Source organism: Actinacidiphila glaucinigra, from assembly GCF_035918135.1.
GTDB lineage: Bacteria > Actinomycetota > Actinomycetes > Streptomycetales > Streptomycetaceae > Actinacidiphila > Actinacidiphila glaucinigra.
In genome coordinates, this window is record NZ_CP109144.1 from 740,531 (window position 1) to 766,716 (window position 26,186).

21 protein-coding genes and 3 pseudogenes are annotated in these 26,186 nt (G+C 71.8%); 9 read left to right on the forward strand and 15 right to left on the reverse strand.

Features of this window, described 5'->3' with window-relative positions; translation table 11 throughout:
* Positions 1 to 679: 679 nt before the first annotated feature.
* A pseudogene (locus OIE69_RS03240) lies at positions 680 to 859 on the reverse strand (SAM-dependent methyltransferase); the annotation flags it as partial.
* Between the two features lie 191 nt (positions 860 to 1,050).
* Positions 1,051 to 2,259, reverse strand: a complete 1,209-nt coding sequence (locus OIE69_RS03245) for an MFS transporter (protein WP_326570392.1) — start codon at positions 2,257 to 2,259, stop codon at positions 1,051 to 1,053.
* Between the two features lie 47 nt (positions 2,260 to 2,306).
* On the opposite strand from OIE69_RS03245, the gene pdxR reads away from it, so the two are divergent.
* Positions 2,307 to 3,722: a MocR-like pyridoxine biosynthesis transcription factor PdxR gene (pdxR, locus tag OIE69_RS03250; RefSeq protein ID WP_326570393.1), complete on the forward strand. Its 1,416-nt coding sequence runs from the start codon at positions 2,307 to 2,309 to the stop codon at positions 3,720 to 3,722.
* 37 nt (positions 3,723 to 3,759) lie between these two features.
* On the opposite strand, the gene OIE69_RS03255 is transcribed toward pdxR, so the two are convergent.
* Positions 3,760 to 5,895, reverse strand: a complete 2,136-nt coding sequence (locus OIE69_RS03255) for an acyltransferase family protein (RefSeq protein WP_326570394.1) — start codon at positions 5,893 to 5,895, stop codon at positions 3,760 to 3,762.
* Positions 5,896 to 6,344: 449 nt separating this feature from the next.
* Here OIE69_RS03255 and OIE69_RS03260 point away from each other — a divergent pair, with 449 nt between their 5' ends.
* Positions 6,345 to 7,598, forward strand: coding sequence for an MFS transporter (locus OIE69_RS03260; RefSeq protein WP_326570395.1), 1,254 nt, complete (start codon positions 6,345 to 6,347; stop codon positions 7,596 to 7,598).
* Between the two features lie 267 nt (positions 7,599 to 7,865).
* Here OIE69_RS03260 and OIE69_RS03265 read toward each other — a convergent pair.
* A pseudogene (locus tag OIE69_RS03265) lies at positions 7,866 to 8,059 on the reverse strand (IS982 family transposase); the annotation flags it as partial.
* A 141-nt stretch (positions 8,060 to 8,200) separates the two neighbouring features.
* Here OIE69_RS03265 and OIE69_RS03270 point away from each other — a divergent pair.
* Positions 8,201 to 8,590 (forward strand): hypothetical protein, encoded by a 390-nt coding sequence (locus OIE69_RS03270; protein ID WP_326570396.1) that lies wholly within the window; start codon positions 8,201 to 8,203, stop codon positions 8,588 to 8,590.
* A gap of 215 nt (positions 8,591 to 8,805) precedes the next feature.
* Positions 8,806 to 8,937: pseudogene (locus tag OIE69_RS03275) on the forward strand (RNA-guided endonuclease TnpB family protein); the annotation flags it as partial.
* Positions 8,938 to 9,130: 193 nt separating this feature from the next.
* On the opposite strand, the gene OIE69_RS03280 reads toward OIE69_RS03275, so the two are convergent.
* From OIE69_RS03280 to OIE69_RS03290, 3 genes are all read right to left on the reverse strand, one after another.
* Positions 9,131 to 10,348: a serine hydrolase domain-containing protein gene (locus OIE69_RS03280; RefSeq protein ID WP_326570397.1), complete on the reverse strand. Its 1,218-nt coding sequence runs from the start codon at positions 10,346 to 10,348 to the stop codon at positions 9,131 to 9,133.
* A 237-nt stretch (positions 10,349 to 10,585) separates the two neighbouring features.
* On the reverse strand, positions 10,586 to 11,557 hold the full coding sequence (locus OIE69_RS03285) for a hypothetical protein (RefSeq protein ID WP_326570398.1): 972 nt from the start codon (positions 11,555 to 11,557) through the stop codon (positions 10,586 to 10,588).
* Complete coding sequence (locus tag OIE69_RS03290; protein WP_326570399.1) at positions 11,554 to 11,919, reverse strand: PadR family transcriptional regulator; 366 nt, start codon at positions 11,917 to 11,919, stop codon at positions 11,554 to 11,556. The genes OIE69_RS03285 and OIE69_RS03290 overlap by 4 nt, the downstream gene beginning before the upstream one ends.
* 198 nt (positions 11,920 to 12,117) lie before the next feature.
* Between OIE69_RS03290 and OIE69_RS03295 the strand changes: the two genes are divergently transcribed.
* Positions 12,118 to 12,888: an alpha/beta fold hydrolase gene (locus tag OIE69_RS03295; protein WP_326570400.1), complete on the forward strand. Its 771-nt coding sequence runs from the start codon at positions 12,118 to 12,120 to the stop codon at positions 12,886 to 12,888.
* Between the two features lie 204 nt (positions 12,889 to 13,092).
* Positions 13,093 to 13,521 (forward strand): VOC family protein, encoded by a 429-nt coding sequence (locus tag OIE69_RS03300; RefSeq protein ID WP_326570401.1) that lies wholly within the window; start codon positions 13,093 to 13,095, stop codon positions 13,519 to 13,521.
* 73 nt (positions 13,522 to 13,594) lie between these two features.
* On the opposite strand, the gene OIE69_RS03305 is transcribed toward OIE69_RS03300, so the two are convergent.
* From OIE69_RS03305 to OIE69_RS03335, 7 genes are all read right to left on the reverse strand, one after another.
* Entirely contained in the window at positions 13,595 to 15,157 is a 1,563-nt protein-coding gene (locus tag OIE69_RS03305) for a WD40 repeat domain-containing protein (protein WP_326570402.1), read from the reverse strand.
* A 213-nt stretch (positions 15,158 to 15,370) separates the two neighbouring features.
* Entirely contained in the window at positions 15,371 to 16,240 is an 870-nt protein-coding gene (locus OIE69_RS03310; protein WP_326570403.1) for a nucleic acid/nucleotide deaminase domain-containing protein, read from the reverse strand.
* A 35-nt stretch (positions 16,241 to 16,275) separates the two neighbouring features.
* Positions 16,276 to 16,848, reverse strand: coding sequence for an SUKH-4 family immunity protein (locus OIE69_RS03315; protein WP_326570404.1), 573 nt, complete (start codon positions 16,846 to 16,848; stop codon positions 16,276 to 16,278).
* A gap of 64 nt (positions 16,849 to 16,912) precedes the next feature.
* Positions 16,913 to 18,691, reverse strand: coding sequence for a nucleic acid/nucleotide deaminase domain-containing protein (locus tag OIE69_RS03320; RefSeq protein WP_326570405.1), 1,779 nt, complete (start codon positions 18,689 to 18,691; stop codon positions 16,913 to 16,915).
* A gap of 268 nt (positions 18,692 to 18,959) precedes the next feature.
* Entirely contained in the window at positions 18,960 to 19,949 is a 990-nt protein-coding gene (locus OIE69_RS03325; protein ID WP_326570406.1) for an NAD(P)-dependent alcohol dehydrogenase, read from the reverse strand.
* A gap of 107 nt (positions 19,950 to 20,056) precedes the next feature.
* The gene (locus OIE69_RS03330) at positions 20,057 to 20,743 is read right to left on the reverse strand and encodes a TetR/AcrR family transcriptional regulator (RefSeq protein ID WP_326580943.1); all 687 of its coding nucleotides are present in this window, start codon (positions 20,741 to 20,743) and stop codon (positions 20,057 to 20,059) included.
* Positions 20,661 to 21,254 carry a hypothetical protein gene (locus OIE69_RS03335; protein ID WP_326570407.1) on the reverse strand — a complete coding sequence of 198 codons (594 nt, stop codon included), beginning with the start codon at positions 21,252 to 21,254 and terminating at the stop codon, positions 20,661 to 20,663. The genes OIE69_RS03330 and OIE69_RS03335 overlap by 83 nt, the downstream gene beginning before the upstream one ends.
* 542 nt (positions 21,255 to 21,796) lie before the next feature.
* Between OIE69_RS03335 and OIE69_RS03340 the strand changes: the two genes are divergently transcribed.
* Positions 21,797 to 22,537, forward strand: a complete 741-nt coding sequence (locus tag OIE69_RS03340; protein ID WP_326570408.1) for a VOC family protein — start codon at positions 21,797 to 21,799, stop codon at positions 22,535 to 22,537.
* Between the two features lie 120 nt (positions 22,538 to 22,657).
* On the opposite strand, the gene OIE69_RS03345 is transcribed toward OIE69_RS03340, so the two are convergent.
* Positions 22,658 to 23,698 carry an aldo/keto reductase gene (locus OIE69_RS03345; RefSeq protein ID WP_326570409.1) on the reverse strand — a complete coding sequence of 347 codons (1,041 nt, stop codon included), beginning with the start codon at positions 23,696 to 23,698 and terminating at the stop codon, positions 22,658 to 22,660.
* 191 nt (positions 23,699 to 23,889) lie between these two features.
* On the opposite strand from OIE69_RS03345, the gene OIE69_RS03350 reads away from it, so the two are divergent.
* Both OIE69_RS03350 and OIE69_RS03355 read left to right on the forward strand, forming a co-directional pair.
* Entirely contained in the window at positions 23,890 to 24,546 is a 657-nt protein-coding gene (locus OIE69_RS03350) for a TetR/AcrR family transcriptional regulator (protein WP_326570410.1), read from the forward strand.
* 166 nt (positions 24,547 to 24,712) lie between these two features.
* Positions 24,713 to 26,107 carry a DNA-binding protein gene (locus OIE69_RS03355; protein ID WP_326570411.1) on the forward strand — a complete coding sequence of 465 codons (1,395 nt, stop codon included), beginning with the start codon at positions 24,713 to 24,715 and terminating at the stop codon, positions 26,105 to 26,107.
* The last annotated feature ends 79 nt before the right edge of the window (positions 26,108 to 26,186 follow it).

Genomic DNA, 26,186 nt, shown 5'->3' on the forward strand with positions numbered 1-26,186 from the left:
GCGCGCGCCGGGCAGACGGGAGATGACGAAAGACGATCCAGTTCCTGTCCGGAACCGAAATCCCGAGCCGATCACCCCCAGGGGGAGGATTGCCGAATGACGGCTGATCACCAGGTCACATGGCACTCGAAAGCCGCCGGCAGGACCGGTTGACCTGGACGGATCGGGCGTCGGTCTTTGGCGCAGGCGCATCATCGCGGGCGGTCAGGGCGTCAGGGCCCGCCTTTCCGTCGCAGCGGGGCAATCCGAGGAGTCGTCGAAGTGATGCCTTCGGCTCGGAATGCGCAACGCCGCGGCGGTCGCCCGGAAATACCCGCGGCAATTCCTCGCGGACGGCGACACAAACTCAGCCGATCAATGCCACCCCTGGAAGCGAGCATTCACCCGTGGGCTTCGCCGGAGTCCCGGGCATCGCTTTGACGCCGCGACGGCAGTACCGCGGCGCCCGGGAAGCGCGCCCAAAGGAACCGCGCATCCTTCACGACGCTTGCTTGACGCGTCAAATACTGACTCGGGCTGAGCCTAGCGACGCACAGCACCGCGGGCAAGCGACGAACGGCCGGCACGCACCCGCCGCCATCAGTCTCCGCAGTCGACGCCTCACCTTCACTTCCGGGACATATAGCGCAGGTACATCGGCGCATCGCGTCGTCGCCAAGTCAGCGCCCACGACGGCGGCTCAGCCGGCCTCCAGAACGAAGAACAGGAAGCTGAGGCTGCTGGACAGGGCACGGAAAGCGTCGGGGAACAGTTCGCGGGCGGCCGGGACGGGCTGGGGTTCGCTGATGACGGAGATCCGGAGACCCGCCGCGGTGAAGGCGTCGGTCATCGCGTGCAGCGGCCGGTTCCAGAAGCTCATCGTGGCGTCGTTGGCCGGGGACGGGTGTGCGGGCGGCAGCTGATTCTCGGACGCAGAAGACATGCCGGCCGTCCTGGCCCACCGGTCGACGGCGGCGCGCGCCGACAGGTGGGACCGAAAGGGATCGCGACAGAGCGGGAGCCCGCCACGCCGTACGCGTGTCCGTGTCCGTGTCCGTGCGGCAGCCGGGTTCAGCGGTCGCGCCATGCCGGGGCCAGGGCGACGAGCATCGCGACGGCGGTGAGCGCGAAGGCGGCCGGGTAGCCGGTGTGGGCCGCCGTCACGCCGAAGGCGAGGGCGCCCACACCCATGCCGCCGTCGTAGGCGACGTTCCAGAGCGCGCTGACCGTGCCGTACCCGGACTCCGGGACCCGGGAGTACATCAGCGTGAGCGTCGCGTTCTGCGCCACCCCGAAGCCCGCTCCGAACAGCGTGACGCCGGCGAGCACCGCCACCGGGCTGCCCGTCGCCGCCGTCAGCAGCAGGCCGGCGGCCGACGCGAGCAGGCCGGGAAGCACCAGACGGGCCGGGCCGTGGCGGTCGCCGTACCGGCCGGCGAACCAGCGGGCCACGGTGGAGGTCGCCGGCTGGGCGAACAGCGCGACCGTCACCAGGGCGGACAGCGACGCCGGGACGGCGACCGGCAGGAACGTCACGATGATCCCCGCGCCCAGCGCGGTCGTCGCGAACACCGCGGTGGGCCGGGCGAGGGCCCCGTCGCGCAGGCCCGCGACCACTCCGGCGTCCCGGTCCGCGGACCGTTCCCGCCCCGGAAGCCCCGGCACCACCACGACCGCGGCCAGCGCCACCACCCCGCCGGCCACGCACACCGGGGTGAACCCCACGTGCGCGGCCAGCCAGACACCCAGCGGCAGGCCCACCAGGGACGGTACGCCGGACACGATCCCGGCCAGCGCCAGCCCCTCGCCGCGCCGCTCGGCCGGGATCAGCGAGGCCGTCAGAGCGCCGCCGGCGACGACGGTGAGCGCGAAACCCAAGCCGCGCAGCAGGCACATCGCCACGATCCACACCATGCCGTCCCCGGCGGTCAGCACCAGTGCGGGCGCGCCGAGCAGGACCAGGCCCGCGGCCAGCGCCATCCGGTATCCGTAGCGGGCCACCAGGCGTGGCGTGGCCAACTCGCCGCCGACGGTGGCCAGCATCAAGGCGCCGGTGGCCAGCCCCGCGTCGCCGCCGCTGCGCTGGGCGTACAGCGGCACCACCGAAAGCAGCAGGAAGAAGCTCGCGGAGGCGCCGATCACCGTCGCGAAGCGCAGCAGCAGCTGACGGGTCACCAGTGGGGGGCGGGCGGACGTGGAAGCGGGGTCCGGGAGATGTGCGGTGTCGGCGGCCGTGCCGGTGGGCGGGATGGTGGGCGGGATGGTGGGTGGCGTGGTCATGTCGTCGACGCTATGAGCCGGCCGGTCCCCCGGTAAGCTCCATTTCCATGCCGCTCCAGTGGTCCGGTCTGTCGCCCGAACTGCTGCTCGCCGTCGACCGGAACAGCGCCGAGGGGCTGCGCGCGCAGCTGGAGCGCCAGATCCGGGACGCCATACGGGCCGGCCGCCTCCAGGTCGGGGAACGACTGCCGTCCTCCCGTGAACTGGCCCGCCGCGCCGGGGTCTCCCGCGGCCTGGTCCAGGACTGCTACGCCCAGCTGCAGGCGGAGGGCTATCTCACCGGCCGCGTCGGTGCCGCCACCACCGTCGCGGCCCGTGCCTGCCCCCGGCCCGCGCCCGCCGCACCCGCCGGGCCGTCACCTGCCGGGCCGCGGCTCGTCGCCGACTTCCGCTCCGGCGTCCCCGACCTCGCGTCCTTCCCGCTCGCCGACTGGCTGTGGGCGATCCGCGAGGCCGCACGCACCCTGCCGACCGCCGCGCTCGACTACGGCGACCCGCACGGCGCGCCCATGCTGCGCGAGGTCGTCGCCGGGTACCAGCGCCGGGTACGGGCCGCGGCCGCCGACCCCGAACGCACCGTCATCTGCTCCGGCTACGCCCAGGGCCTCGCCCTGGCCCTGCGCGCGCTGGCCGCCCGCGGTGTGACCACACTCGCCTACGAGGAGCCCGGCGCGCCCGACGCGACGTCCCGGGCCGCCGCGCACGCCGGGATGGCCGCCGTACCGGTGCCCGTCGACGAGGACGGCGTCGACGTGCGGGCCCTGGAGGCCACCGGAGCGCGGGCGGTCCTGGTCACCCCCGCACACCAATGGCCGACCGGCGTCGTCATGACCGCCCGGCGACGGCGTGCGCTGATCGACTGGGCGCAGCGCCGTGACGCCGTCGTCATCGAGGACGACTACGACGCCGAGTTCCGCTACGATCGCGACCCCGTCGGCTCCCTCCAGGGCCTCGCCCCCGACCGCGTCCTGAACATCGGCACCGTCAGCAAATCCCTCGCGCCGGCCCTCCGGCTCGGCTGGCTGCTCTGCCCACCGCTCCTCCACCAACCCGTGGTCGCGTTCAAGGCGTCCGACGACCGCGGATCGCCCACCCTCGACCAGATCGCACTCGCGCATCTGATGACCTCCGGGCGGTACGACCGCCACCTCCGCCGCATGCGCGCCGAGTACGCCGCCCGGCGCGCCACCCTGGTCGAGGCACTCGCCGCGCACGCCCCGGGCATCCGGCTCACCGGCCTCGCAGCCGGCTTCCACGCCGTCGCCCACCTCGGCCCGGGCCGCGACGAGGAACAGGCCGTGGCCGCGGCACGGGCCCGCCGGGTGGGCCTTTACGGGATGGCCGCTCACCGCACGGCACCGGACCAGGCCGGAGGGCCGCGCCTCGTGCTCGGCTTCGGCAACACCGGCCGGCACGCGATCACCGCCGGTATCGCCGCCGTCGGCGACCTCCTGGCGGGCTGACAGCGCCGCGACCCCTGTGCCGGCCGCGCCCGGTGGCCTATCCCCGACGGGCCGGTTCCGGGTGCCCGGTCAGGTCGGATCCGTAGAGGGTGGTCATCGTCTGGTCCAGTACGGGTGCGATGGCCTCGGCGTAGGACTCGGTGAGATGGCTGTCGTCGCGGTAGACGAAGGTGTCCTCCACCACCACGGGGCAGGTGCCGCCGGTGCCGCAGAGCCAGGGCACGGGGTCGACGACGGAGACGCCGGCGGCCGCGGCCGCTTCGGAGATCTCCCGCTTCTTGTCGGGATCCCTGACCGCGTGCCCGATGTCGGACGTGCACAGCTGCAGCTCCAGCGGATGGTCCCCCGCGCATTCGACCGCGTCCCCGTCGGGCCAGGGGGTGTCCTGGACGGCCAGCACCTCGGCGCCGGACTTCCTCAGTTCGCGGTAGGTCCGCTCGAAGCCGTCCGTCCACTGCCGGCGCGGGTCCGCGGACGGCCGGGCCAGGTCGGCGCTGTCCGAGGAGGAGGTGACGACCAGCGCGGGGTGCAGGGACCTGATCCGCGCCAGCTCCTTGGTACGCCACCGGTCGCAGGACGTGTACGGCCTGCCCTGGTAGACGGTGGTGACGGCGGCGACCTTGCACGAGGCCTTGGTCAGTGAGACCAGCCTCCAGTGATGTTCGCGGGCGAGCCGCTCGAGGGCCGGGAACCACTGGGCCGCGTGCGAGTCCCCGAAGAGCACCACCGTCCTGGACGCCGCCGGGTCGCCGTAGACGCACGGCGGGGTCGCCGTGCTCTGGTAGCCGATGTGGCAGCCGTCCCGGTAGATCGAGGACGAGGTCGCCTTGACCTCGGTGAGTGCGGGCCTCAGATTGGCCGGCAGGCCGGGCGGCGGTGCCGCCAGCAACCGGGTCAGGCGCGCCTGCGGGTCGGCGGTCGCGGTGAGCACGCTCTTCAGCTGGGGCACCGCCACTCCCGAGCTGATCCGCGGCGGGAAGGCCGTCGCGACCAGTGCCGCCACCACGGCACACGCCGTCAGTCCCGCCCCGAGGCCCAGCGCCCGTACGGGACGGCCACGGAACAGGCGGTGGAAGCGCACCGGGTTCTCCACGAGGTGCAGGGTCCCCCAGGCCGGCAGGAGCGCGAACGCCGCGCAGAGCAGTGTGAACCCGACGCTCGGCTGCCTGTTCAGCGCCGCCGGCAGGATCAGCAGCGCCGGCCAGTGCCACAGGTACCAGCCGTAGGACAGGCCCCCGACCCACGTGAGGGGACGCAGCGACAACAGCCGTCCGGCACCGAACCGGGTGGGCCGGCAGCCGCCCGCCAGCACCAGCACGGCGCCGAGCACGGGCACGAGGGCGTACCAGCCGGGGAACGGCGTGTCCTCGTCGAAGAGGAGCGCCGCCACCGGAAGCGACACCAGTCCCGTCCAGCTCATGACCGCGGCCGGCCAGACCGGCAGCCGCTCCAGCCTTCCCGCGGAGAGGGCGAGCAGCGCGCCCGCGCCCAGCTCCCACAGGCGGGTGTGCGAACCGAAGTATCCCCAGGAGGGCGAGGCGCCGGTGACCGACACGTTCAGCACGAAGGAGATCACGCACAGCACGGCGAGAGGCGCCGCCAGCAGTCCGGTCCGGCGCCGCGCCAGCCTCCAGCTCCCCCACAGCAGCAACGGCCAGAGCAGGTAGAACTGCTCCTCGACCGCCAGCGACCAGAAGTGCTGGAACGGCGACGGTGGGCCGTCGGCCCTGAGGTAGTCGGTGCCGGCGTTCGCCAGCCGGAAGTTCACCAGGTAGACGGTGCTGCTGAGGGCGTCCCCCACGTACTCCTGGAAGCGGACCTTCGACAGGAACAGCCACGCCCCGCCGAGCGTGACGAGCCCTACTGCGGTGGACGCGGGGAGCAGCCGCAGCGCGCGGCGGGCGTAGAACTGCCGCAGCGACACGCGGCCGGTCCGCGCCAGCTCGCGCGAGAGCAACGAGGTGATGAGGAAGCCCGAGATCACGAAGAACACGTCGACGCCGATGTAGCCGCCCGCCAGCCGCCGGACCCCGGCGTGCGAGAGCACCACCAGGACCACCGCGAGCGCGCGCAGGCCCTGGATGTCCGCGCGCAGCCGAGCGCCGGCGGACGGGGCGCCGGACGGAGCCGCCCGGCCGCCGTCCTGAGCCGGCTGTGGAGGCGCCGGCGTCACACTCTCCGCAGGCCACGACGCACGAACCACGGAACTCTCCCTTGATCATCACAGATGAACGTCGAACCCTGCGACGCCACGGGCCAAGACCTCTCACCCTCGGGCAGAGTTGCGGTCATTCGGCCCGGTTCGCACGTTCTTCGCCGACCGCACGCCCGCTGTTGTCCGTTCGTTCATCGTTCGTGGCGCCGGCGGGACGCATGTGCAGACGGCCGCCCGTGTGCCTGCCGTGCCGAGGCGGGGCCTCGCGCTTCGCGTTCCTCCGCGGTCGACGGACGGGTGACGCGTCGTCCTCTCCCGTGAATTAACGGGCCGTCAACCGGGCATCGCCCCGGATGTCCCCACGTGTTGGGCACGCCCGCACAGCATGTCGCTCGTTCCGGATGCGCTGCGGCCGAGTCCGACACGCGACCCGTCCACCTCCAGCTCCGAGGAACCACGACTCAGCCATGAGCTCTCCCATGTCCGGCGGCCGCGATCGACTGCCACGCCCGTTCTACGCCGTGTGGGCTTCGGTGACGGTCTCCGGCATCGGCGACGGCATGCGCCTGGTCGCTCTTCCCCTGCTCACCGCCGGCCTCACGGACGACGCCCGGCAGGTCGCTCTCGTGGCCCTCGCCGGGCAACTTCCTTGGATTCTCTTGAGCTTGGCGTCCGGTGCGCTGTCGGACAGGTTCGAGCGCCGTCGCGTCCTGTGCCTGGTCGACGTGGCCCGTGCGGTCGTGATGGCCGGCCTGGCACTTCTCACCTTCGTCGACGGCCTGTCCATACCGGTGCTGGCCGGTGTGGCCTTCCTCCTGGGCTGCGGTCAGACCCTCTTCAACGGAGCCTGGTCGGGCATCGTGCCCGCGCTGGTACCGCCCGAGGGGCTGACCAAGGCGAACGCACGCCTGCAGGTCAGTCCGCTGCTCGCCGGCCCCATGCTGGGCACCCCGGTGGGGGCGGTCCTGTTCGGCGTCACGCCTGTGCTTCCGCTCACCGTCGACGCGGTGTCGTACGCGTGCTCGGCGGGGTTGATCCTGCTGGTGGCGGGGAGCGCCCGCACCCGTCCCGAGGATGGCGCCCCGATACGGCGATCGCTGCGCGACGACGTTCTGCAAGGGCTGACGTGGCTGTGGAGGCACCGGCTGCTGCGGCAGTTGTGCGCGGTGGCCGCCATGGGCAATCTCGTCGTGGTCGGTCTGATGTCCGTCCTGGTCCTGTACGCCCGCCGGACGCTGGGACTGGAAGGTCCCGGCTTCGCGGCGCTGATGGTGGCCTACGCCGTGGGAGGCATCGCGGGGGTGCCGCTCGCGCCCCTGCTGGAGGCCCGGATCGGGGCCCGCCGGGTGCTGCGGATCGGCATGCCGGCCACCGCGCTGCTCTGCGCCGGCATCGGTTCGGCCCGGTCCGTCCTGATGGCGACGGTGCTGATCGCCGTGTACGGCGCGGTGGGCCTGGTGTGGAACGTCACCGCGGTGTCGCTGCGTCAGTCCCAGCTTCCGGAAGGGCTGTTGGGCCGCGTCACGATGTCCTTCCAGATGACCAACATGTGCGCGGGCGCGCTGGGGACCCTGCTGGCAGGGTCGGCCTATCAAGGCATCGGCCCCCGGGCTCCGTTCCTCGCGGGGGCGGTGCTGCTCCGCCTGTGCGGCATCTGCTTCCGTCGCCCGCGGGCCGGTGCCCCCGCGGAAGCGGCGGCCGCCGTATCGACGTACCGCTGAGCCGAGCACCGACCGGACGTGCCGGCGGATCCCGAGGCTTCGAGGACCATGCCCCGGCGGAGACGACGCCGTCGGTGAATTCCTGCAGAAGACCGGTCTTCCCGCTGGCGACAGCCCATTGATCACTGCGACCCGCCCCGGCCGCGCATCGCGCTGCCGAGGAGTGCGTTCAGTCCGCGGAGGACGCGACGACAGCGCACCTTGCCGCTGAGCCCGTGCCGTGCCGCTCTGCCATCTGATCTCTCCTGGATGATCTATTCCAAGGGCTCAGTGATCGTAGGCGATCAGTGAGCGCAGGACGGTTTGTCCGTGGCGTCCTTGTGTCGGATCGCGGCGGTCAGCGCGAGGATGCGTTGCATGACGCGGGCTATGACACCTCCCGGTGTGCGCCCTCGGCGCCGTTCGACGTCAAGCTGTCCCTTGAAGGTCTCGTTGATCGATTCGATGACCTGTCGCAGCGGGGATGCTCCTTCAGCATCCCGTCGGTCGTCGCATAGGGTGCTGTCGCGAGGGTGTCCATGTCGTTCGTCACAAAACGATCTTGGACACCCTCGTTCTCGTCTCCGCAGGCACTCCTTGGACCGCGCCACCAGGAGGAACCAGTGTCACACCCGCAACTGCTCACCCCCGAGGGGAAGCTCGCCAACGCGAAGAAGCTGTTGAGCCTCCCGCGTATCGTCGTGATCTGCGGCTCCACCCGCTTCATGACCGAGATGAACGAGGCCGATCTGCGGGAGACCAAAGCCGGGAAGATTGTCGTCAAACCGGGCTGTGACATGAAGTCGCCGCACGAGCTTTGGTCCGATCCTGTCGAGGCCGAGGCGCTGAAGGTTCGACTCGACGATCTGCACCGGGCGAAGATCCGGCTCGCTGATGAGGTGCTCGTTGTCGGCGACTACATCGGAGACAGCACCCGAGGCGAAATCGCCTACGCCCGGTCGCTGGGCAAGCCCGTGCGGTTCACGCACCCCGAAGTCGACCCTGACGCCTGACCGTCTCGCGGCGGCCTCGGCCGCCGCCCACCCCACACCCTCCGCAGGCATCCTTGGAATTGATCATCTAGGATGCCCCGACCTTCAGCCGGGGAGAAACGGGTCCTTGAGTCGGAGCCGCGAAGCGGCGGAGCTCTCCGCATGTCCGTTCTGACCTGTGCTCCCTTTCGTTGCCAGTGGGGGCTGTCAGGTTCCGGAGCGTGACGACGACAGTGATGGCCGAGCAGGGGTCCGGGCATGCCCGGTACACCTATCGGCTGCGGGTGTCGTCCACCGCGCGTGCCGGTCTGGAGGCGGAGTGGGCGCGGTGCCGGTGGCTGTGGAACGAGTGCGTGGCAGGCAGCCGGCCGGGAGCACCCCTGATCGGCACCCCTACGAGAAGCGGAACATCCCTGGGCGGCGAGTCGACGGCGAGTCCTCGATCCCCCCACGGGACCAGGTGGCGAATTCAGCCCCGTGTCCCGGCGTGAGGAACCGCCGCACACCCGCCGGGGGATGTGCGGGTGCGCGGCGGCGGTCCGGGTCAACCGGCTGTGGTGATCACCGGTTGTGGCGGACGACCTGGGGGGCGATGTCCTCGGTGAAGGTCTCGCCTTCGGTGGTCTTGAGGGTGGTGGCCTTGGCGGTGGTGGTGCCGCAGAACGCGGCTTCCAGGGTGCCGCCCAGGATGGTGTTGACGGTGCCGTTGTTGGAGGTGTTCGCCATGGACGTCATGCTGCGCTTGCCGTCGGCGGTGGTGAACGCGTAGGTGTAGAAGCCCTGGACGGTGCCGGTGTGGCCGTAGACGGTCACGCCGCAGGACAGTTTCCTGGCCCGCAGGCCCAGTCCGTAGGACTGGGTGCCGTCGGCGTTGACCGGGACCATGGTCATCATCTGCTGGAGCTGCGCGGCGGGCACGAGCTTGCCGGTGACCAGGGCGGAGAAGAACCGGTTCAGGTCGGCGGCGTTGGAGATGACGGCGCCGGCGGACTGTGCCCAGGAGACGGTCTGCTCGGTGGAGTCCACCAGGGGCAGGGTGGTGTCGTCCTGGCGCAGGTAGCCGTGGGCGTAGGAGCCGGAGATGGTGGTCTGCGGGTGGACGTAGGTGGTGTTCCGCAGGTTCAGCGGGGTGAGGATCCGCTGCTGGTAGTGGGTGGCCATCGGCACGCCGGTGATGTTCTCGATGAGGGCGCCGAGGACCACGAAGTTGGTGTTGGAGTAGCTGTAGGCCGCGCCGGGTGCGTTCGTGGGCTGGTGGGCGGTGGAGAGGTCGATGAGTTCCTGGTAGGTGAAGACCTTGTTCCGTACCGATTCGAAGCCGGGGACGGTGTAGTAGAACATGTCGTTGGTGTAGTCCCACAGGCCGCTGCGGTGGGAGAGCAGGTGCCGCACGGTGATGCGGTCGTCGGGCAGCGGCTGGGGCAGGTAGGTGTTCGCCGGGGCGTCGAGGTCGATCCGGCCCTCCGCGACCAGTTGCATCAGCACCACCGTGGTGAAGCTCTTGCTGACGCTGCCGACCCGGAACCGCCGGTCCGCGTCCATCGCCGTGCGGGCGACGGTGTCCGCCTGCCCCATGGAGATGCGGTAGCTCGAATTGCCCGAGTCGATACGGGTCAGCGCGCCCGGGGCGCCGTTCGCCATGGCCTGCTTCTGGACGGCCAGGACGCCGGAGATGTCCGGGGCGGGCAGCGACGGGGTCGCGGCGATCGCCGGCGAGGCGGCCAGGGTGGTGATCACGGCGGTGCTGGCGAGCGTGATGCCCGCAATGGTGAAACGCATCCGGTTCTCTCTGTCGTGGGTCTAGGAGCGTGGGACGAAGTCACTCGGGCCAAGCGCCCGCAGCGCTCACGGCTCCGTTCAACTGACCGACCCCGCACCGGTTCTGTGACAGCGACCGTAGTGCCCGACGCCATGGCGGAGGGCGGGCACCCCGTATCCGCCCTCCCCCAACTCCCCCCGTACAATGGAGTGTTGACCGGATGCCGTCCGGCCCGGCCGCTTGCGCCGGTCGCGGACTCACGTCGTCCGGCGGCGCTCCCGAGCCGATCGCAGCCGCAGACCCAGGCGGATGACAAGCGCGGCGACGCCCGTCAGGATCGCGGCCTCCGCCCACAGATTCCCGGAGTCGTAGGGGACGGAGGCCATCAGATCGTGGTGGTACAGCAGGGCGACCATCGGGGCAGCGACCAGGACCGCCGCGCAGACCGCCCCGTACCGGAGGCGGGCCAGGCCCCAGGCCGCCGGGAAGGCCAGCACGAGCGGAGCGAAGAACGCGAGCAGGCGCATCGGGTCCGCGCGCACGGGTTCGGTCACCCCGACGTCGACGAGCGCCCGGAAGACGGTGAGCGAGCCCACGAGCATGGGCACGCCGAGGGCGAGGGCGACCAGCGCGGCGGTGCGACGTCCGTGCGCGCCGACCGGTGGCAGGTCGGGCGGGGCGGCCAGCACCACCGCCGCGGCAAACGCCAGCCCGAGCACGGTCGGCAGGTTCTGCGACAGCCCCGCCGGGCCGCCCGACCAGTGGGCCAGCGGTACCGAGACCCCCGCGCCGAGCAGGGCCGCGCCCGCCGCGATGCGCGCCCATGCCCAGCGGCCCGCGAGAAGGCACCCCAGGGCAACCGGCCAGGGTGCGTAGGCGAGCGGGGTGTAGGTGCGCTCGCCGTCCCAGGGCAGCGGATCGAGCGGCCACACGGCCAGCAGGGCCGCCGCCAACGAGGCCGCCACCGCGACGACGTACGGGACCAGCCCGGCCATCGCGCGCCCCGCCGGCCGGGCGGAGTCCAGGCCCGTGCGCATCCGCAGCGCGTGCCCCGCCACGGCCGCCGTCTCACGCAGCGCTTGCCACCGGCCCGCACCAGCGGTGACGTCCTCGAGGGTCGCCGCGATCTCCGAGCCGCGCCGGCGACGGTACGCGGCCGGGTACAGGGCGATCACCGGATGCCGCCCTCGCACACCGCGCTCCCCCGCCCGGGCCTCATCACCCCTCACGCGCCCGCTCCGCCCTGCGCCGGGCGCGCCACCGCGCCGGGGCGGGCCAGCCCGATCCGACGCACCGCCTCATGTGCCGTCGTGCGCAACCGGTCCGCCTCGGCGGCGAGCAGCGTGTAGCCGGCGTCGGTGAGCGCGTAGGTCCGGCGCAGCCTGCCCTCGACGACCTCCTCGCGCTCGACCCTGACGACCCCCTGCCCCAGCAGTCGGTCCAGCGCCCCGTACAGCGTGCCCGCCCGCAGACGGACTCGGCCGCCGGATATGGCGGCGACCTCCTCGATCAGCGCGTAGCCGTGCCGGGGCGCGTCGGCGAGCGCGGTGAGCAGGAGCAACGTCGGCTCCTGCAAAGAACGTTCAGTCATGGCCGTCACTATATATCGGTGAACTGCATATACAAGTCACTTGACGCTGCTGGCCGTTCACTGCGGGCCGGTCATTTTGATTGGCCACAAGTAACTTGTGCACGAGGCAATACGCCACTATGTTTCTCGGTGTCGGCAGCACCCCAGCGGCGCACCGGCGAGGGAAACGACCCGCAACCTCCGAGGAGAAGAACCACCATGAACGACACCACCGCCCGCCCTGCCCCGCACAAGCCCACCATCGTGCTGGTGCACGGCGCGTTCGCGGACTCCTCCAGCTGGAACGGCGTCATCCCGCACCTGCGGGAGGCCGGGTATCCGGTCATCGCGGCCGCCAACCCGCTGCGGAGTCTGGCCGGTGACGCCGCGTACGTCGCGAGCGTGGTGAAGGGCGTGGACGGCCCCGTCGTCCTCGCCGGGCACTCCTACGGCGGCGCCGTGATCAGCGAAGCGGCCGCCGGGGAGACGAAGGTCAAGGCACTGGTCTACGTCGCCGCGTTCATCCCCGACAAGGGCGAGAGCGCCCTGGAGTTGTCGAACAAGTACCCCGGGAGCACCCTCGGCCCGAACCTCGACGCGCTGCCCTTCCCCCTGACCGACGACACGGCGCCCTTCCCGCTGACCGACACCGGGACCGGCACCGACCTCTACATCAAGACCGAGGCGTTCCAGGACCAGTTCGCCGCCGACGTGCCGCACACCGTCACCGACCTGATGGCCGCCACCCAGCGCCCCGTCGCCGCGGCCGCCCTGGAGGAGCCGGCCACCGCCGCCGCATGGCGGGCGATCCCCTCCTGGAGCCTCGTCGCCACCGCCGACCGCAACATTCCCCCGGCCGCGCAGCACTTCATGTCCGAGCGCGCGCAAGCCCACACCGAGGAGATCGACGCCTCCCACGCCGTATCCGTCTCCCGGCCCGAGGCCGTCGCCCGCCTCATCCTGCAGGCCGCCGAGAGCACCACCGCCTGACCCCGCTGTTGCCCGGCCCCTCGGCAGTCACTACATTCTGTGAGGTGACTGCCGGGTCGGCCTTGAGCCAAGCACGAGCAGGGTCGCCGGCCTTGGCGTGAGCGCGAGGCGGGCCAGAGCCCCGCCCTCCTTCCGAGTCTCCCCGCGGTGCCCCCATGCGGCACCCGTCCCCACGAACCCGAGACCCGGAGACCGAAGTCACCGATGCCCAACGACCAGCAGAACCCCTCCGCGATCAAGCCGTCGCCGGCTCCCGCCCAGTTGGACCACACCGCCGTCTATGCCCGGGACCGGCAGTTGTCGGCCGAGTTCCTGGCCGTCGTACTGGGCCTGGAGGTCGGCGCGCCCTTCGGGCCGTTCCTCCCCGTCGAGCTCGGCAACGGCGTCACCTTCGACTATTACGAGAAGCGTGACGAGCCGATCCAGTCGCAGCACTACGCGTTCCTCGTGACCGAGGAGCAGTTCGACCAGGTGATCGCCCGCCTGGAGGCGATCGGCGTCACTCACCACGCCGACCCCGGCCATACCGAGCCCGGTCGGATCAACCGCCTGTTCGGTGGTCGTGGCGCGTACTTCGCCGACCCGGACGGCCACAACATGGAGGTCCTGACCCGGCCCTACGCCCGTCCCTAGCCGACGGCCGACGGCCGCCGAGACGCTCCGTTCCTTCCGGCCCCGGGCGCGCAGGCCCGGGGCCGGCGGTGGCCTACCCGGCCGGGATCCCGGCCTCCCGCGCCCACAGGGCGGCCAGGTCGAGCCTGGTGCTGCGGATGCCCCGGTGCCCGGCCGACACCAGGTGGCCGCTTCCGGTGAGGACCAGGGCCTGGATGTCGTGCAGAGCGGGGACGACGGCCTTGCGTCCGCTGAGCAGGTGCCACAGGTGCAGCCGCCGGTCGGACCAGGCGACGGCGAGGACGGGTCCGGCGTCTTCGGTGTCGGCCGCCGCGAGGGCCACGGGGACCGCCGCACGGCGCTCGACCGGGTCCGGCGGGCTGTCGCCGCCCTCGGTGTCCCACAGCCTGACGGTGCCGTCGAGGCCGCCGGTGACCAGCAGCACGGCGGCGTCGGAGATGTCGAGGCAGGCCACCGCCGTCACGCCGGTGCGATGCGGCTCGACGCTGCGGGGGCCGGGCCCGATGTCGTACAGCGGCCACAGCCGTACGCGGCCCTGACCGTCCGCCACGGCGACGTGGCGCGGGGTCGACGCTACGGCGGTGGGGCGCTCGGAAAGGGAGGCCAGCGAGGCGGAGTTGTGGTGCAGGGCCAGAAAGCCCAGGCCCATGGGGACCTGCGCCCCGGTGGCCAGCGGAAGCGGGTGGAGCGTCCCCGATCCGTCGAGCGCCAGCAGGCAGTCGTCCGTCACCGCGGTGAGCGCCGCGGGTCGCCATGGCGTGCCGCCCGACGACGGGCTCGCGACGACCTGACCGTCGGCGAGCGCGAGCCGGGCGAGCTGCCCCACGCCGTTCGCCGAGACGAGGGTGCCGTCGGAATCGGCGGCTCCCGGCAGGAGGGCGAGGGCGTCCGCGGGTCGTGACGGCCGGGACCAGCGGGTGGTCCAGGGGCCCGACTCGGCCAGTGGCCTGAGGTACTCGGCCAGGCGCGGGTCGGTGCCGGCGGCCGCGGCGTGCAGGACGGCGGCCCGTTGGGAGTCGGGCAGGTCCGGGGCCGACAGCGCGGGAGCCGCGTCGGCCCACACGGCGCGCAGGCTCGAAGGCAGGGGGACGGCGGGGTCTTCCAGGGTGGCGGTGATGGCCGGGACCGATCCGTACACCAGATAGCCGGGGTCCCTGAGCAGTTCGTGGGCCGTGCCCGTGGTCAGCGCGCGGTCGAGGGCGTGTTCGCGCTCGTCGGCCGACGCGGTGCGCCAGTCCCGGCCCGGCGCCGGCGGGGCAGGTGTCACGGCGCTCTCCGGGCGAGGGCCGGGCAGCGGTGCCCCCACCGGGTGGGCGTCGTCGGCGGGTTCCAGCGTCAGGACGAGCGCGTCCGGTGTGCGGGCGAGTTCCGGTGCTTCCGTCTCGATGATCAGACGGAGGTCCGGCAGCCCCAGCAGCGGGGCGAGGAGGTCGTCGACGACCGTGCCGGGTCGGCCGGACGGCAGGTGGGCCGGGCCCCGTCCGGCCTGGTGGAGATCGGTGACGGCGAGCAGCACCGGTCGCGGGTCCGCTCGGAGCCGTCCCAGGAGTTCGTCCGGCTCGGTGGGGCCGTACCCGAGTTGCCGGCCGAGCTGCCAGGCCAGTGTGCGGGCGGTCTGTCCGCGCGCGAATCCCACGGCGTGCACGGTGATCCGGGGGTCGGCGGCCGATCCCGCGACCAGCCAGGCGATCAGCCGGCTCTTGCCCGTGCCGCGTGGGCCGGTGACCAGGGCGGCACGCGGCCGGTCACCGCCGGGGTCGGCGGCCCAGGCGTGGAGGGCGGGCGCCGGGCGGGCGGCCGCGCCGTCCAGGGGCGGCCATGCGGGGATGCCGGGGGTGGTCAGTGCGGGTCACCCTCTCTCGGACTGGCTTCGGACGAACGCCTGCAGTTCCCGGATGCCGGCGAGCCGTTCCTCGGCGGTCTCGCCGTAGGAGACGTTGTGGGTGAGGGAGGCGTCGGGGAAGCTCATCTCGAGCCACATCGAGCAGTAGTGACCCGGCATGAAGCAGGGCTCGAGTTCGGTGTGGATGCGGGTGACCTGGTCGGGCTCGACACCGGCCGCGTACATCCGCGACCAGGTCCGTTCCTCCGCGTGCACGCAGATCGACCCCGGCTCGCTGACGAGGTGCTTGGTACCGTCCGGGGCCGCGAACTCGAACGTCGCGAAGGACTGGACGCTGGCGGTGGTACGGATGTCCTCCAGCACCAGCGGCCACCAGTGCTCCGGATCGGCGAAGGCCTCGGGGTCCGCGGACTCCAGCCGGCGGAGCGCGGCCTGGTAGGCGGCCGACGCCTGCCCGGGGTCCTCGCCGGTGGTGACGGCCTCCAGGAGGGTGTCCACCTCCAGCAGACTCTCGGCGAACTGGGCCGGGCTGGAGCTGACGAACCTGTCCGGCTCCTCGTAGCCGAGGAGGACGCCCCACACCTTGCCGTCGGGAGCCACGCAGAGGTCGAAGGCGCGGTCGGAGCCGAGGCGCGTCCAGGACGCGTGGGGGTCGCCCTCCAGGTCCCTGCCGATGCCCTGCGCGTACGCGCGCAGACCGACCGGCTCCTCCGGCAGGGTGTGGAAGTACGGGTTGACGCGCAGAGGCAGGACGAGGCCCGCGGTGTGCGCCCAGGCGGCGGCGTCCACGAGGTCGGGTACTGCGGGCCCGGTCTCCAGGAGCCGCACTCCCGATGCGCCGAACCGGTTGGTCAGGCGGTCGCCGGTGGGCGTCACGTCGTCGTTCTCCTCAAGGGGTGGGTACCGGTTCGCTAGTCCTGCATGAGGTTCCGCACGTACCGCAGAACGAGGTACCAGGCGGAGTCCTCGTTCTCCATGGCCGCGGCGTCGGTCCGGCGCATCAGCGCCAGCAACCGGTCGTGCGCGCCCTCCGGGTCGACGCCCTCGTCGGTGGCGGCCTCCGGATCGTAGTCGGGCCGTTCCTCCTCCAGCGCGTGGAGGAAGAACGCCAGCGCGTCCACGCCGCTGTTGAGGACGTGCGGGCTTCCGTCCTCCGGGATGCAGTACACGACCCCGGTCCTGGTGTCGACCATGACGTCGTCCATGCCGATCCCGCCCAGCGACAGCCAGGCCGACATGTCGAAGGGGCAACTCGGGTACTTCCTGGACACGGCCTGCCAGGCCTCGCCGCCGACGCGCAGGTCACCGTCGACGAGCAGCTGATCCGCCTGGAACCAGCCCATCTGGTCCGGAAGGCCCACGTCCCTCAGAAAGACCCGGGTCGGCTCGTGGGCGATTCCGGCGAGAGCCGCGTCATCCGGAGTCACCAGTTCGTCGGGGCCGAAAACCGACTCCATGGCGACGCGGTCGATCAGGGGACTCATTTCGCGGCTTCCGGGCTTTCATTCGGGGGCGGCTGACGGGTGCAGATGGTACCAGTGGGGCATCTCAGTGGTGGTGGAGGCCCTTGAAGTTGGTCCAAGGGCTTCTCTTCTCGGGCCGCTCCCCCGGATACATCCGATTGAGCCGGTCCTCCACTTCCCGGTTTCCCTGCTCCATGGATTCGGCTGACGGCCCGTAGTCGATGCTGTGGGTGACGTTGACGTGCGGCATCCATTCCTGGATCCACGCCGCGCAGTCGCTGCTCTCACTGCAGGGCGCCCGTTCGGTGTAGAGGTCCTTCACATGCTGCCCCGTCCCGTTCTCCAGGAAGGGTATGCCGATGACCTTTTCCGAGTGCACGGGGTTGTTGCTCCGTCCGACCAGGATGAAATCCCGGGTACTGCCGTCCTCGTGCCCGTATTCCACACGTGCCGCGGCGTAGTTGTTGCTGCTGAACTTGGGCTCGCCGGTGTTCTTGTCCGGCGTGTAGTTGCCGTAGCTGCCCTGCTCGTGGCGTGCGAGCGCTGTCGCGCGGGACAGTTCGTCCTCGTAGAAGGGGACCTTTGTCGAGGCCTTGCGCGGCCGCGCGGCCCTTTCCTCCGGGGTGCTCTCCGGCCATGCGTAGGGGTTGTCGGGATTCTTGGGACGGCGCGGGACGGTGTCCTTGTTCGCGCCCGTCAGCTTCAGCGGTACGCCCAGCAGGTCGCGGTCCGCGTCGGTCAGGTCGACGGGCCCGTTCTTGGTGAGCCGCTGGATCTTCCCGCGGTCGCCCAGGAGGTAGACGGGCCGCTCGCCGAGCTGGTCGCGCAGTTCGTCACGGTTCGGTTCCCGGCGGTGGATCCTGTGGAGGTCGTCGGCGATCTTGCCGTCGTTCTGGTGGTGGTTGTCGTGCATCAGCTTGACGCCTTGCTTCATGTCGTCGCCGATGTGTTTGGACGCCTTCTTGACCCCGTCCACGATGCCGGTCATCGCCTTGTCCATGGCGCCGTTCACGGCGTTGGCGATGGCGTCCTTGCCCCGGGTGCGGCCCTGGTGGGTCTTGGCCTTGCCGATGTGCGACATGCTGTGGCCGTCGAAGTGGTCGCCGGCGCTCTTGAGCGAGTCCTGCAGGGAGCCGTACGACTGCAGATCGACGTTGATCTGGCCGGAGCCGCCCCCGGTGCCCCCGCCGCTGCCGCCCGAACCGCCTCCGCCCGGCCCGGCGGAGGCCAGTTGCATGGAGTCCTTGCCGGCCTTGGCGGTCCTGCCGAGGTCGACGCCGTCCTGCACGCCCAGCGCGTTCGAGCCGACCTGGACCACCAGGTCGCCGACCATGGCCCCGATGGCCTCCTCGATGGGGGCGGTCACCCGGGACATGATCTCGTCGATGACGGCCTGCTGGACCTCCTTGAAGATCCGCTTCACGATCATCCGGCAGGCCTGCGTACCGGCGATCCCGCCGAGGGACGACAGCCCCAGCGTGACGGGTGCGGCCGCCACCGCGGCGACGATCTCCGTGGCGAGGATGCCCAGTTGGATGATGGCCGCGAGCTTGGCGCCCTCGATCAGCACCGCGACCGCTTCCAGCCCGAAAGCCGCCGCCTCACCGATGTCCGTCAGGCCCGAGAGGTGCTTGCCGCGCACCATCTCCCAATGCGCGGCCAGGGCGTCCACGGCGGGGCCCTCGTTGGCCCCCACCATGTCCTGCATGGCGGCGTGCAGATCGAAGGTGCCGTCGCGCAGGCTCTCCGAGAAGTCGCGCATGGCCTGCGCCATCTCGCGGTAGTCGTCCTCGTCCACGTTGGGCCAGGACACACCGATCAGGTCGAGAGCCTCATCCAGATAGCTCGGCAACACCACGCCCATGGAGCACACCCCCGTGACATCGGCGCCGGTCGGTCGGCATCGTCTCGCCCTGTTCGACGCCGCGTCAACTGCGGGCGGAAACCGGCTGTTCGGAGCAGGCGAGCGGGATACCCCGGCACGAATGCGGGCCAAGTCCCGTTTTCCGGCAATTCTTCGGGGAACATCCGCCGGCGATCCGCGTGGCCCGCGTCGTGACGGCCGGCGACCCGCGTCGTGACAGCCGGCGACCCGCGGGGGTACGGCCGTCGGGCGACGCGGGCCGCGGCCTTCACGGAACGGTGATCACCGTCTTGCCGCGGGCGTGGCCCTGCTCCACATGACGCATCCCCACGGCGGTCTCGGCCAGGGGATGGGTCCGGTCGACCACGGGGGTGAGCCGGCCGGCGTCGATGAGCGCGGTGACGGCGAGCAGGTCGTCCCGGGTGGGGCCGGCCGGGGCCGCCGGGAGGATCACGCGCAGTCGCTGCCGGGCGAAGGCGTTGGCCGCGACCAGGCGGAGCGTCGAGCCCACGGCGCCGACCATGCGGCCGGGCGATCCACCACCGTTGGCCACCAGGGTGCCCGCCGGGGCGAGTGCCCGGCGCAGCCGGCGGAGTGGGTGGTTGCCGACGTTGTCCAGGATCAGGTCGTAGTGGACGCCGGACCGGGTGAAGTCCTGCCGGGTGTAGTCGATGACATGGTCCGCGCCCAAGGAGCGCACCAGTTCCGCGTTTCCCGGGCTGCACACCGCGGTGACCTCGGCGTCCAGGGCGGCGGCGATCTGCACCGCGAAGTGACCCACACCGCCGGCGGCGCCGTTGACCAGGACGCGGTGCCCGGCCTTCGCACCGCCGACGGTCCGGATACCGCGCAGCGCGGTCACCGCCCCCATCGGCACCGCCGCGGCCTGCTCGAACGTCAGCCCCGCGGGTTTGGGGACCACCAGGTCCGCGGTGGTGCGGGCGTACTCGGCGCAGGCCCCAGGACAGAAGCCCAGCACCTCGTCACCGGGTTCGAGGCCCCGCACGCCCGGTCCGACGGCCGCCACGTGACCGGCGGCGTCGATCCCCGCCACGGCCGTCTTCGGCCGGGTCAGCCCCATGCCGCCCATGAGCCGCGCCACGTACGGGTCGCCGCGCATCATGTGCCAGTCGTACGGGTTGAGCGCCGCCGCGCGTACCCGCACCACCACCTCTCCGGCGCCCGGCTCGGGCCGGTCGACGTCTTCCAGCCGCAGAACCTCCGGCGGGCCGAAACTCTTCTGGACGATCGCTTCCATCGAACCCCCCAATGTCCGAACTCCCTTGCTGGGCACCGTAGGTGTACGGCGTACACCCGTCAAGAGCCGTGAGGGAGGGAGGTTCGGGCGCACGTGTTCTCGGCGGCTCAGGACGCGTGCCGGAGCCGCTCCAGGCCGTCCAGCATCAGGTCCAGGGCGAACTCGAATTCCAGCTGGTCGTCGCAGCCGGCGCCGACGACGGACTCCGCGTCATGGGCGACCGCCATGGCCAGTTCGGTGACATGCGGGTAGCGCGCGGCCATCTGCTCGGGCGGCAGCGCGTCCGGATCCGGCTCGCCGCCCGGGGAGTCCTCGAACAACTCCTGGGAGAAGCCGAGCACACGGCTGCCCATGATGTGCATCGCGTGATGGACCAGGTCCAGCGTGAACCCGCCGGCCCGGAAGATCCCGATCATCGAGTCCAGGTACCCCAGCACCGCAGGGGTCGGAGCCGAACGAGCCTTCATCCGGGCTTCGATCACCCCCGGCGCCCACGGATGGCGCAACAGCATCCGGCGCGCCGACAGCACCCGCCCCCGTACCGCCCGTTTCCACTCCACCCCGGCGGCAGGCGGGTCGATCTCGTCGACCACGGCGTCGATCATGCCGTCCAGCAACTCGTCCTTGTTCGCCACGTGCTTGTACAGCGCCATCGGCACCACTCCGAGCGCCGCCGCGATCTTCCGCATGCTCAACGCGGCGACCCCGCCGTCATCGGCCAGCGCCACCGCGGCGGCCAGAATGCGCTTCCTGCTCAACGGCTTGCGCGTCCGCGCGGCGGCACCGGGCTGCATGGCGATCTCCACCGTCCCCCTCTTCCAGCTGCTCGACCAGGGCTGTTGGCATCGCCACGGGTGTGGACAGGCCCGCACCATCCTCCCCCACGCCCGGACGGGAGCGCAGAGGGTCAGCCCTCGCACTGCCGGCGCGGATGCCGGACCGCGGCCAGGACGGTGCAGGCCGCGGCGGCCAGGGGGAGAACGTCGACCCCTCGCCGTAGTAGCCGGCCGTGTTCGCGATGACCGGGCCGGCGCACAGGATCGCACCGTAGGACAGGGCCTGGGCGGCCATGCCCGACCGGTAGAACACCCCCACGGCACACGCCACCACCAGCAGCGCGAGGATCACCGTCCCCGGCATGTCATCGCGAACCGACAGCAAGGTGGCCGGTGCGACCGCAGCAAAGGCTCCCGCGAGACCGGGACGCAGAAACGTCAGCACCAGCGCGGTCAGCCACGCGGCGACCAGTGCCACGGTGATCGTCGAGCCCGAGTACTCGTAGGAGTTCCACGCGAAAATCACCACGGGCAGTGACAGCAGCGTCGCCGCGAACGGGGCGAGCCGTTCGCCCCCGCCACAGGGAGCCGAACGTCACCCGGCCCAGCGCGGGCGTGGCGGCCGGGGGCGCCGCCCCGAAGGCGCCCGTGACCGGCGGGACCGTCGGCGCCGACACCGGCTGCGGCGGCAACGGCGCTGCCACCGCAGCGGCTTGCGCCGGCCCGGGCACCCCGGCCGGCATCGCCGCCTGCTCCTGGGCCCCGGCCAGACGGGTGCCACCCGCCGTGCCCGCCAGGCTGCCGCCGCTGTGCAGACTCAGCGGTTCCGGGAAGCCGTTCGACTCGCCCGGACGGACTGGCGTGACCTGCTGGTGGCGGCCGGGCTGGCCGACGGAAACTGGCCGGATGGATTGGACGCCGAACTGGGCCCCTGAGTGCGCGTCGGCCCGTTTGCCGTTGCGCATGCCCGCAGTTCGGGAAGGGTGTGCGCGATCCGCGCCTGTCCTGAGGTCGATCTCCGTCCGGCGGCGGTGCGGATGCGTCGCGGTGCGGGTGCATAGGATCGCCGGCATGGCACTGCGACCCGTTCAGGTGAACGTGAAGGCCCTTGACGCCTCGGCGGTCGGCCGGTTCTGGGCGGCGGCGCTCGGCTGGAGTGCCTACAGTCCCGGCGTGACCACCTACGCCGGACCCGCGGGCGGCCTCGTCTGGCCGGACCCGGTGACCGTCGGCGTCGACGTCGTTCCCGTGCCGGAACTAAAGACGGCGACGAAGAACCGTGTGCACCTCGATCTCGCCACCACCTCCGCGACCCATCAGGCGCAGTTGGTCGCGCGCCTCCGGGCTCTCGGTGCCACGCCCGCCCATGTGGGCCAGGGCGACGTGCCGTGGACGGTCCTCGCGGACCCCGAGGGGAACGAGTTCTGCGTGCTGGAGCCCCTGGAGATCCACCGGGACACCGGCCCGATCGCCCGGGTGGTGGTCGACTGCGCCGATCCGCGGGCCATGGCCCGGTTCTGGGACGAGGCGATGGACTGGACCCTGCACGAGGTGACAGACGATCGTGCGGTGTTGCGCTCCGCCAAGAATGCCGGCCCCTATCTCGAGTTCCTGCGCACGCCCGATGTGAAGACCGTGCCGGACCGCGTCCATCTCGACCTGCTGCCGAACCCCGGTGACGACAAGGCAGCGGAGGTAGCCAGGTTGCGGGCCCTCGGCGCCACCGACCTCGACCTCGGCCAGGGCGACGTCCCGTGGACGTGCCTGACCGACCCGGAGGGCCACGAGTTCTGCGTCCTCGCGCCGTCCTGACGCCGAACTCGTCCGTCGGATCACCCCGCCGCATGGGCGCAACGACGGCACCGAGGCCAGGCGATCAGATGGTCCTCCGGACCGGATCCGGAGTGCGGCCCGCGCCCGAGCGGCAGTGCGTCAGGCCAGGTTCCCGGCGGGGATCCGGGTCGGGGCGAACCACTGCTGGATCCAGTGCGGATACAGCGCCGGGGGCCTGCTGACCTCGTCGAGTTCGGCGAGGTCCTGTTCGGTCAGCGTCAGGGCAACGGCGGCGACGTTGTCCGCGAGCTGCTCCACCGTGCGGACACCGACGATCACGCTGGTGACGGCGCGCTGCGCGAGCAGCCAGGCCAGGGCCACCCGGGCCGGGCCGACCTCGTGCCGCGCCGCGACGGCCCGGACCACGTCGAGCACCGCGAATCCCCGGTCCTCGTCGAACGGCACGAAGTCGAAGCCGTTGCGGGCACGGCGGGAGTCCGGTTCCGTGGTCGCCCCACCGCGGTCGAACTTGCCGGTGAGGAACCCGCCGGCCAGTGGCTGCCACACCGTCAGGCCCAGCCCCGCGTCCTCGGCCAGGGGCACCAGCTCGTGCTCGGCGTCGCGCGCCACCAGCGAGTAGTGCGTCTGGTTGGCGACGAACGCCGCCTGGTGGTGCAGCGCGGAGATGCCCAGCGCCTTGCTGATCTGCCAGGCGGCCAGGTTGGAACACCCGATGTAGCGGACCTTGCCCTGGCGCACCGCGTCGTCGAGGGCGCTCAGGGTCTCCTCCAGGGGCGTCAGGTGGTCGTGGTTGTGGATCTGGTAGAGGTCGATGTAGTCGGTCCCCAACCGGCGCAGGCTGTCGTCCAGGGCCCGCGTCACGTGCAGCCGCGACAGCCCCTGGTCGTTGGGCCCCGGCCCGACCGGAGCGAGCAGCTTGGTGGCCAGCACCACGTCCCGCCGGCGCCGCCCGACCGCCCGGCCGAGCAGCTCCTCGCTCTCGCCGTCGGCGTAGACGTCCGCGGTGTCCAGGAAGTTGATCCCGGCGTCCAGCGCCGCGCCGACCACGCGGTCCACGTCCTCCTGCCCCAGCGCCCCGTGGGTGCCGTACACCGGGTGGTCCTTGCCTCCGAACGTCATCGCGCCCAGGGAGATCTCGGAGACCCAGACCCCGGTACGTCCCAGCAGTCGATATTTCACAGTCACTCCTCATACACACACGTGCTTGCTCGGTCGCGGCGGCGATCGGGGCAGGGCACGCCTTTCCGATCGCCACGTCCAGATATGGCGTCCGGACATCGCGTCCGGAAATTACGCTACACGATGTCCGGACGCGGTGTAATGTGACGTTCCCCGCCGGCCCCCGCCTCACGACGACCCAGGATCCGGACATGCCCTCGATCACCCGCCGACGCTCCGCAAAGGTCGGCCGCCCGACCTCGGCCGAGGCGGACGTCCTGGCCGCGACCCAGCGCCTGCTGGCCGGTGGCGCCACCTTCACGGAACTCGGCGTGCAGCAGATCTGCACCGAGGCCGGCGTCGCCCGCTCGACCTTCTACAGCCACTTCCGCGACAAGACCGACCTGCTGCTGCGCCTGGCGAACGAGCTCATGGCCTCGTCCTTCGACGTCACCTCGGCGTGGCAGCCCGCGGCCGGCGTCGAGGGGCTCGAGGAGGCCTTCCTGCACGTGATCCAGGTCTACCGGCGGCACGCCGCGGTCCGGCGGGCGCTCGCCGAGGTCGCGACGTACGACAGCGCCGTGCGCGACTACTTCACGGCCGAGCTCCACCAGTTCACCGACTGGACGATCAAGATCCTCCGCGCCGAGCAGGAAGCCGGCCGGACCCCCGCCGGCCTCGACCCCGTGAGCGCCACGCGGATCATCGTCACCGGCGGCGAGCGCGCCCTGACGGACCAGGTCACCTCTGCCGACGCCGCGAGCGACCCCGCGTTCGCCCGCGAACTCGCGCACACCTGGTGGCACGGCATCTACCGCCGCCCCGGCACCCAGCCCCAGGGGACGTCCGGGGCCCCTCGACGGTACTAGGGTGGGCAGTGGAGGGCTGTGAGACGGCCCTGAACGGGTGACGAAGCAGCAAGGCCCGCGGGGCGGCGACCGGTCCGCTGCAGGTCCGGCCACCACAAGCGGCGACCGGAGCGGATCGCGCTGACGCCGTCGGGCATTGGGGATGGACCTGAGGCGGTTCCGAACCATGAGGGACACACATCGGCTCGAGCCCGACTCGGCGAACGTCGGCAGTGGCCCCGTGCTCGCGGCATGGGAACGGTTCGTGCAGGGCGAGGATCACGTCCCCGGTGTCCGGCCCCTGGTGGCGATCTCCTGGCACCGCTGCCGGGAGCAGTACCGAGTCGATCCCCGCCTCACCAAGGCTCCGGTGGCCGTGGCGAAACCCGACCACGCCCCCGAGCACGATGTGGTCTTCGCCGAACTGGGCTTTCGTGCCGCCGCCGTGGCGCATGAAGTGGGCAGCCTCGGCGGCGTCGTCACCGTCGCCGACGCCACCGGCCGGATCCTCGCCGCGTGGGGTGATCACGCCACGCTGGTGCGGGCCGGCGACTGCAATCTGGCGCCCTGGTTCTGCTGGTCCGAGCGCGCGGTCGGCACGAACGGCACGGGCACCGCGCTCGAGGCGCACGGCCCGGTGCCCATCAGGGGCGCCGAGCACTGGTGCCAGGCTTTCCACGACTGGGTGTGCGCGGGCATCGCGGTGCGTGACGTGGTGACCAGGGAACCAATCGCGGTCCTGAACGTCTCGTGCTGGCGCGGCGGGCTTCCCGCGGCCGTCGAAAGCTGGCTGGCGAGCGCCGTCACCATGACCCGTTGCCCGCTGAAGAGCCGCGCCCGCGACAGCGGCGCGGAGTTGGTCGCGGCCTACACCCAGGCCAGGGCGACGACCGGTGCGGCGCTCGCCGCCGTGGACACCGCGGGCAAGGTGGTGATCGCCGACGACATGGCGGGCGTGCTCCTGGGCGTCCCCGCGTCCACCCCGGCGATCGACCCCACCCTGCGATGGAACCCCGGGCTGCCGGAATTCATCGCGGCCGCCCGGTACGCCGGCCGGCGGGCGGTCCACGATCGCGACTGGGTCGGCTCGACGCAGATCTTCGCCCACCTCGCCGACGAACCGACGCCGATCAGCTTCCGGCCCGTCTTCTCCTCCGGCCACCTGATCGGGAACCTCGTGCTGTTCGGGGTTTCCGACGGGGCGCGGCTGCCGCGGCCAGAGGGGCCCGCGCGCCCCCGGGTGCCGCCGCGCCGGCTGGTCGCGCTGCGCGACAACCGGATGGTGCTGCTGCGGCTGCCGGAAGTCTCCTTCGCCGAGTCCCACGGAAGCGACGTGTGGCTCTCCACCGATCAGGGCCGATTGCGGGCCGCCTCCCTGAGCCTGGACAGACTCGACAGCGATCTGGCGGATGTCGGCTTCCTGCGGGTGCACCGCCGGTACGTCGTCAATCTCAGCCGCATCCGGGAGATCGAGCGCGGGCTCAAGGGCGAGCTGTCCCTGGTCATGGAGGGCCGGACGAACGAGATGGTGCCGGTTTCCCGGCGGAACGCGCCGGCCGTGCGTCGCGCGCTGAACATCTGAACCACGACGCAACCTCGGAAGGAGATCCCCGTGTCCGACTTTCCGGATGCCGCCGCCGACCGGTCGAACGCCGGCAACG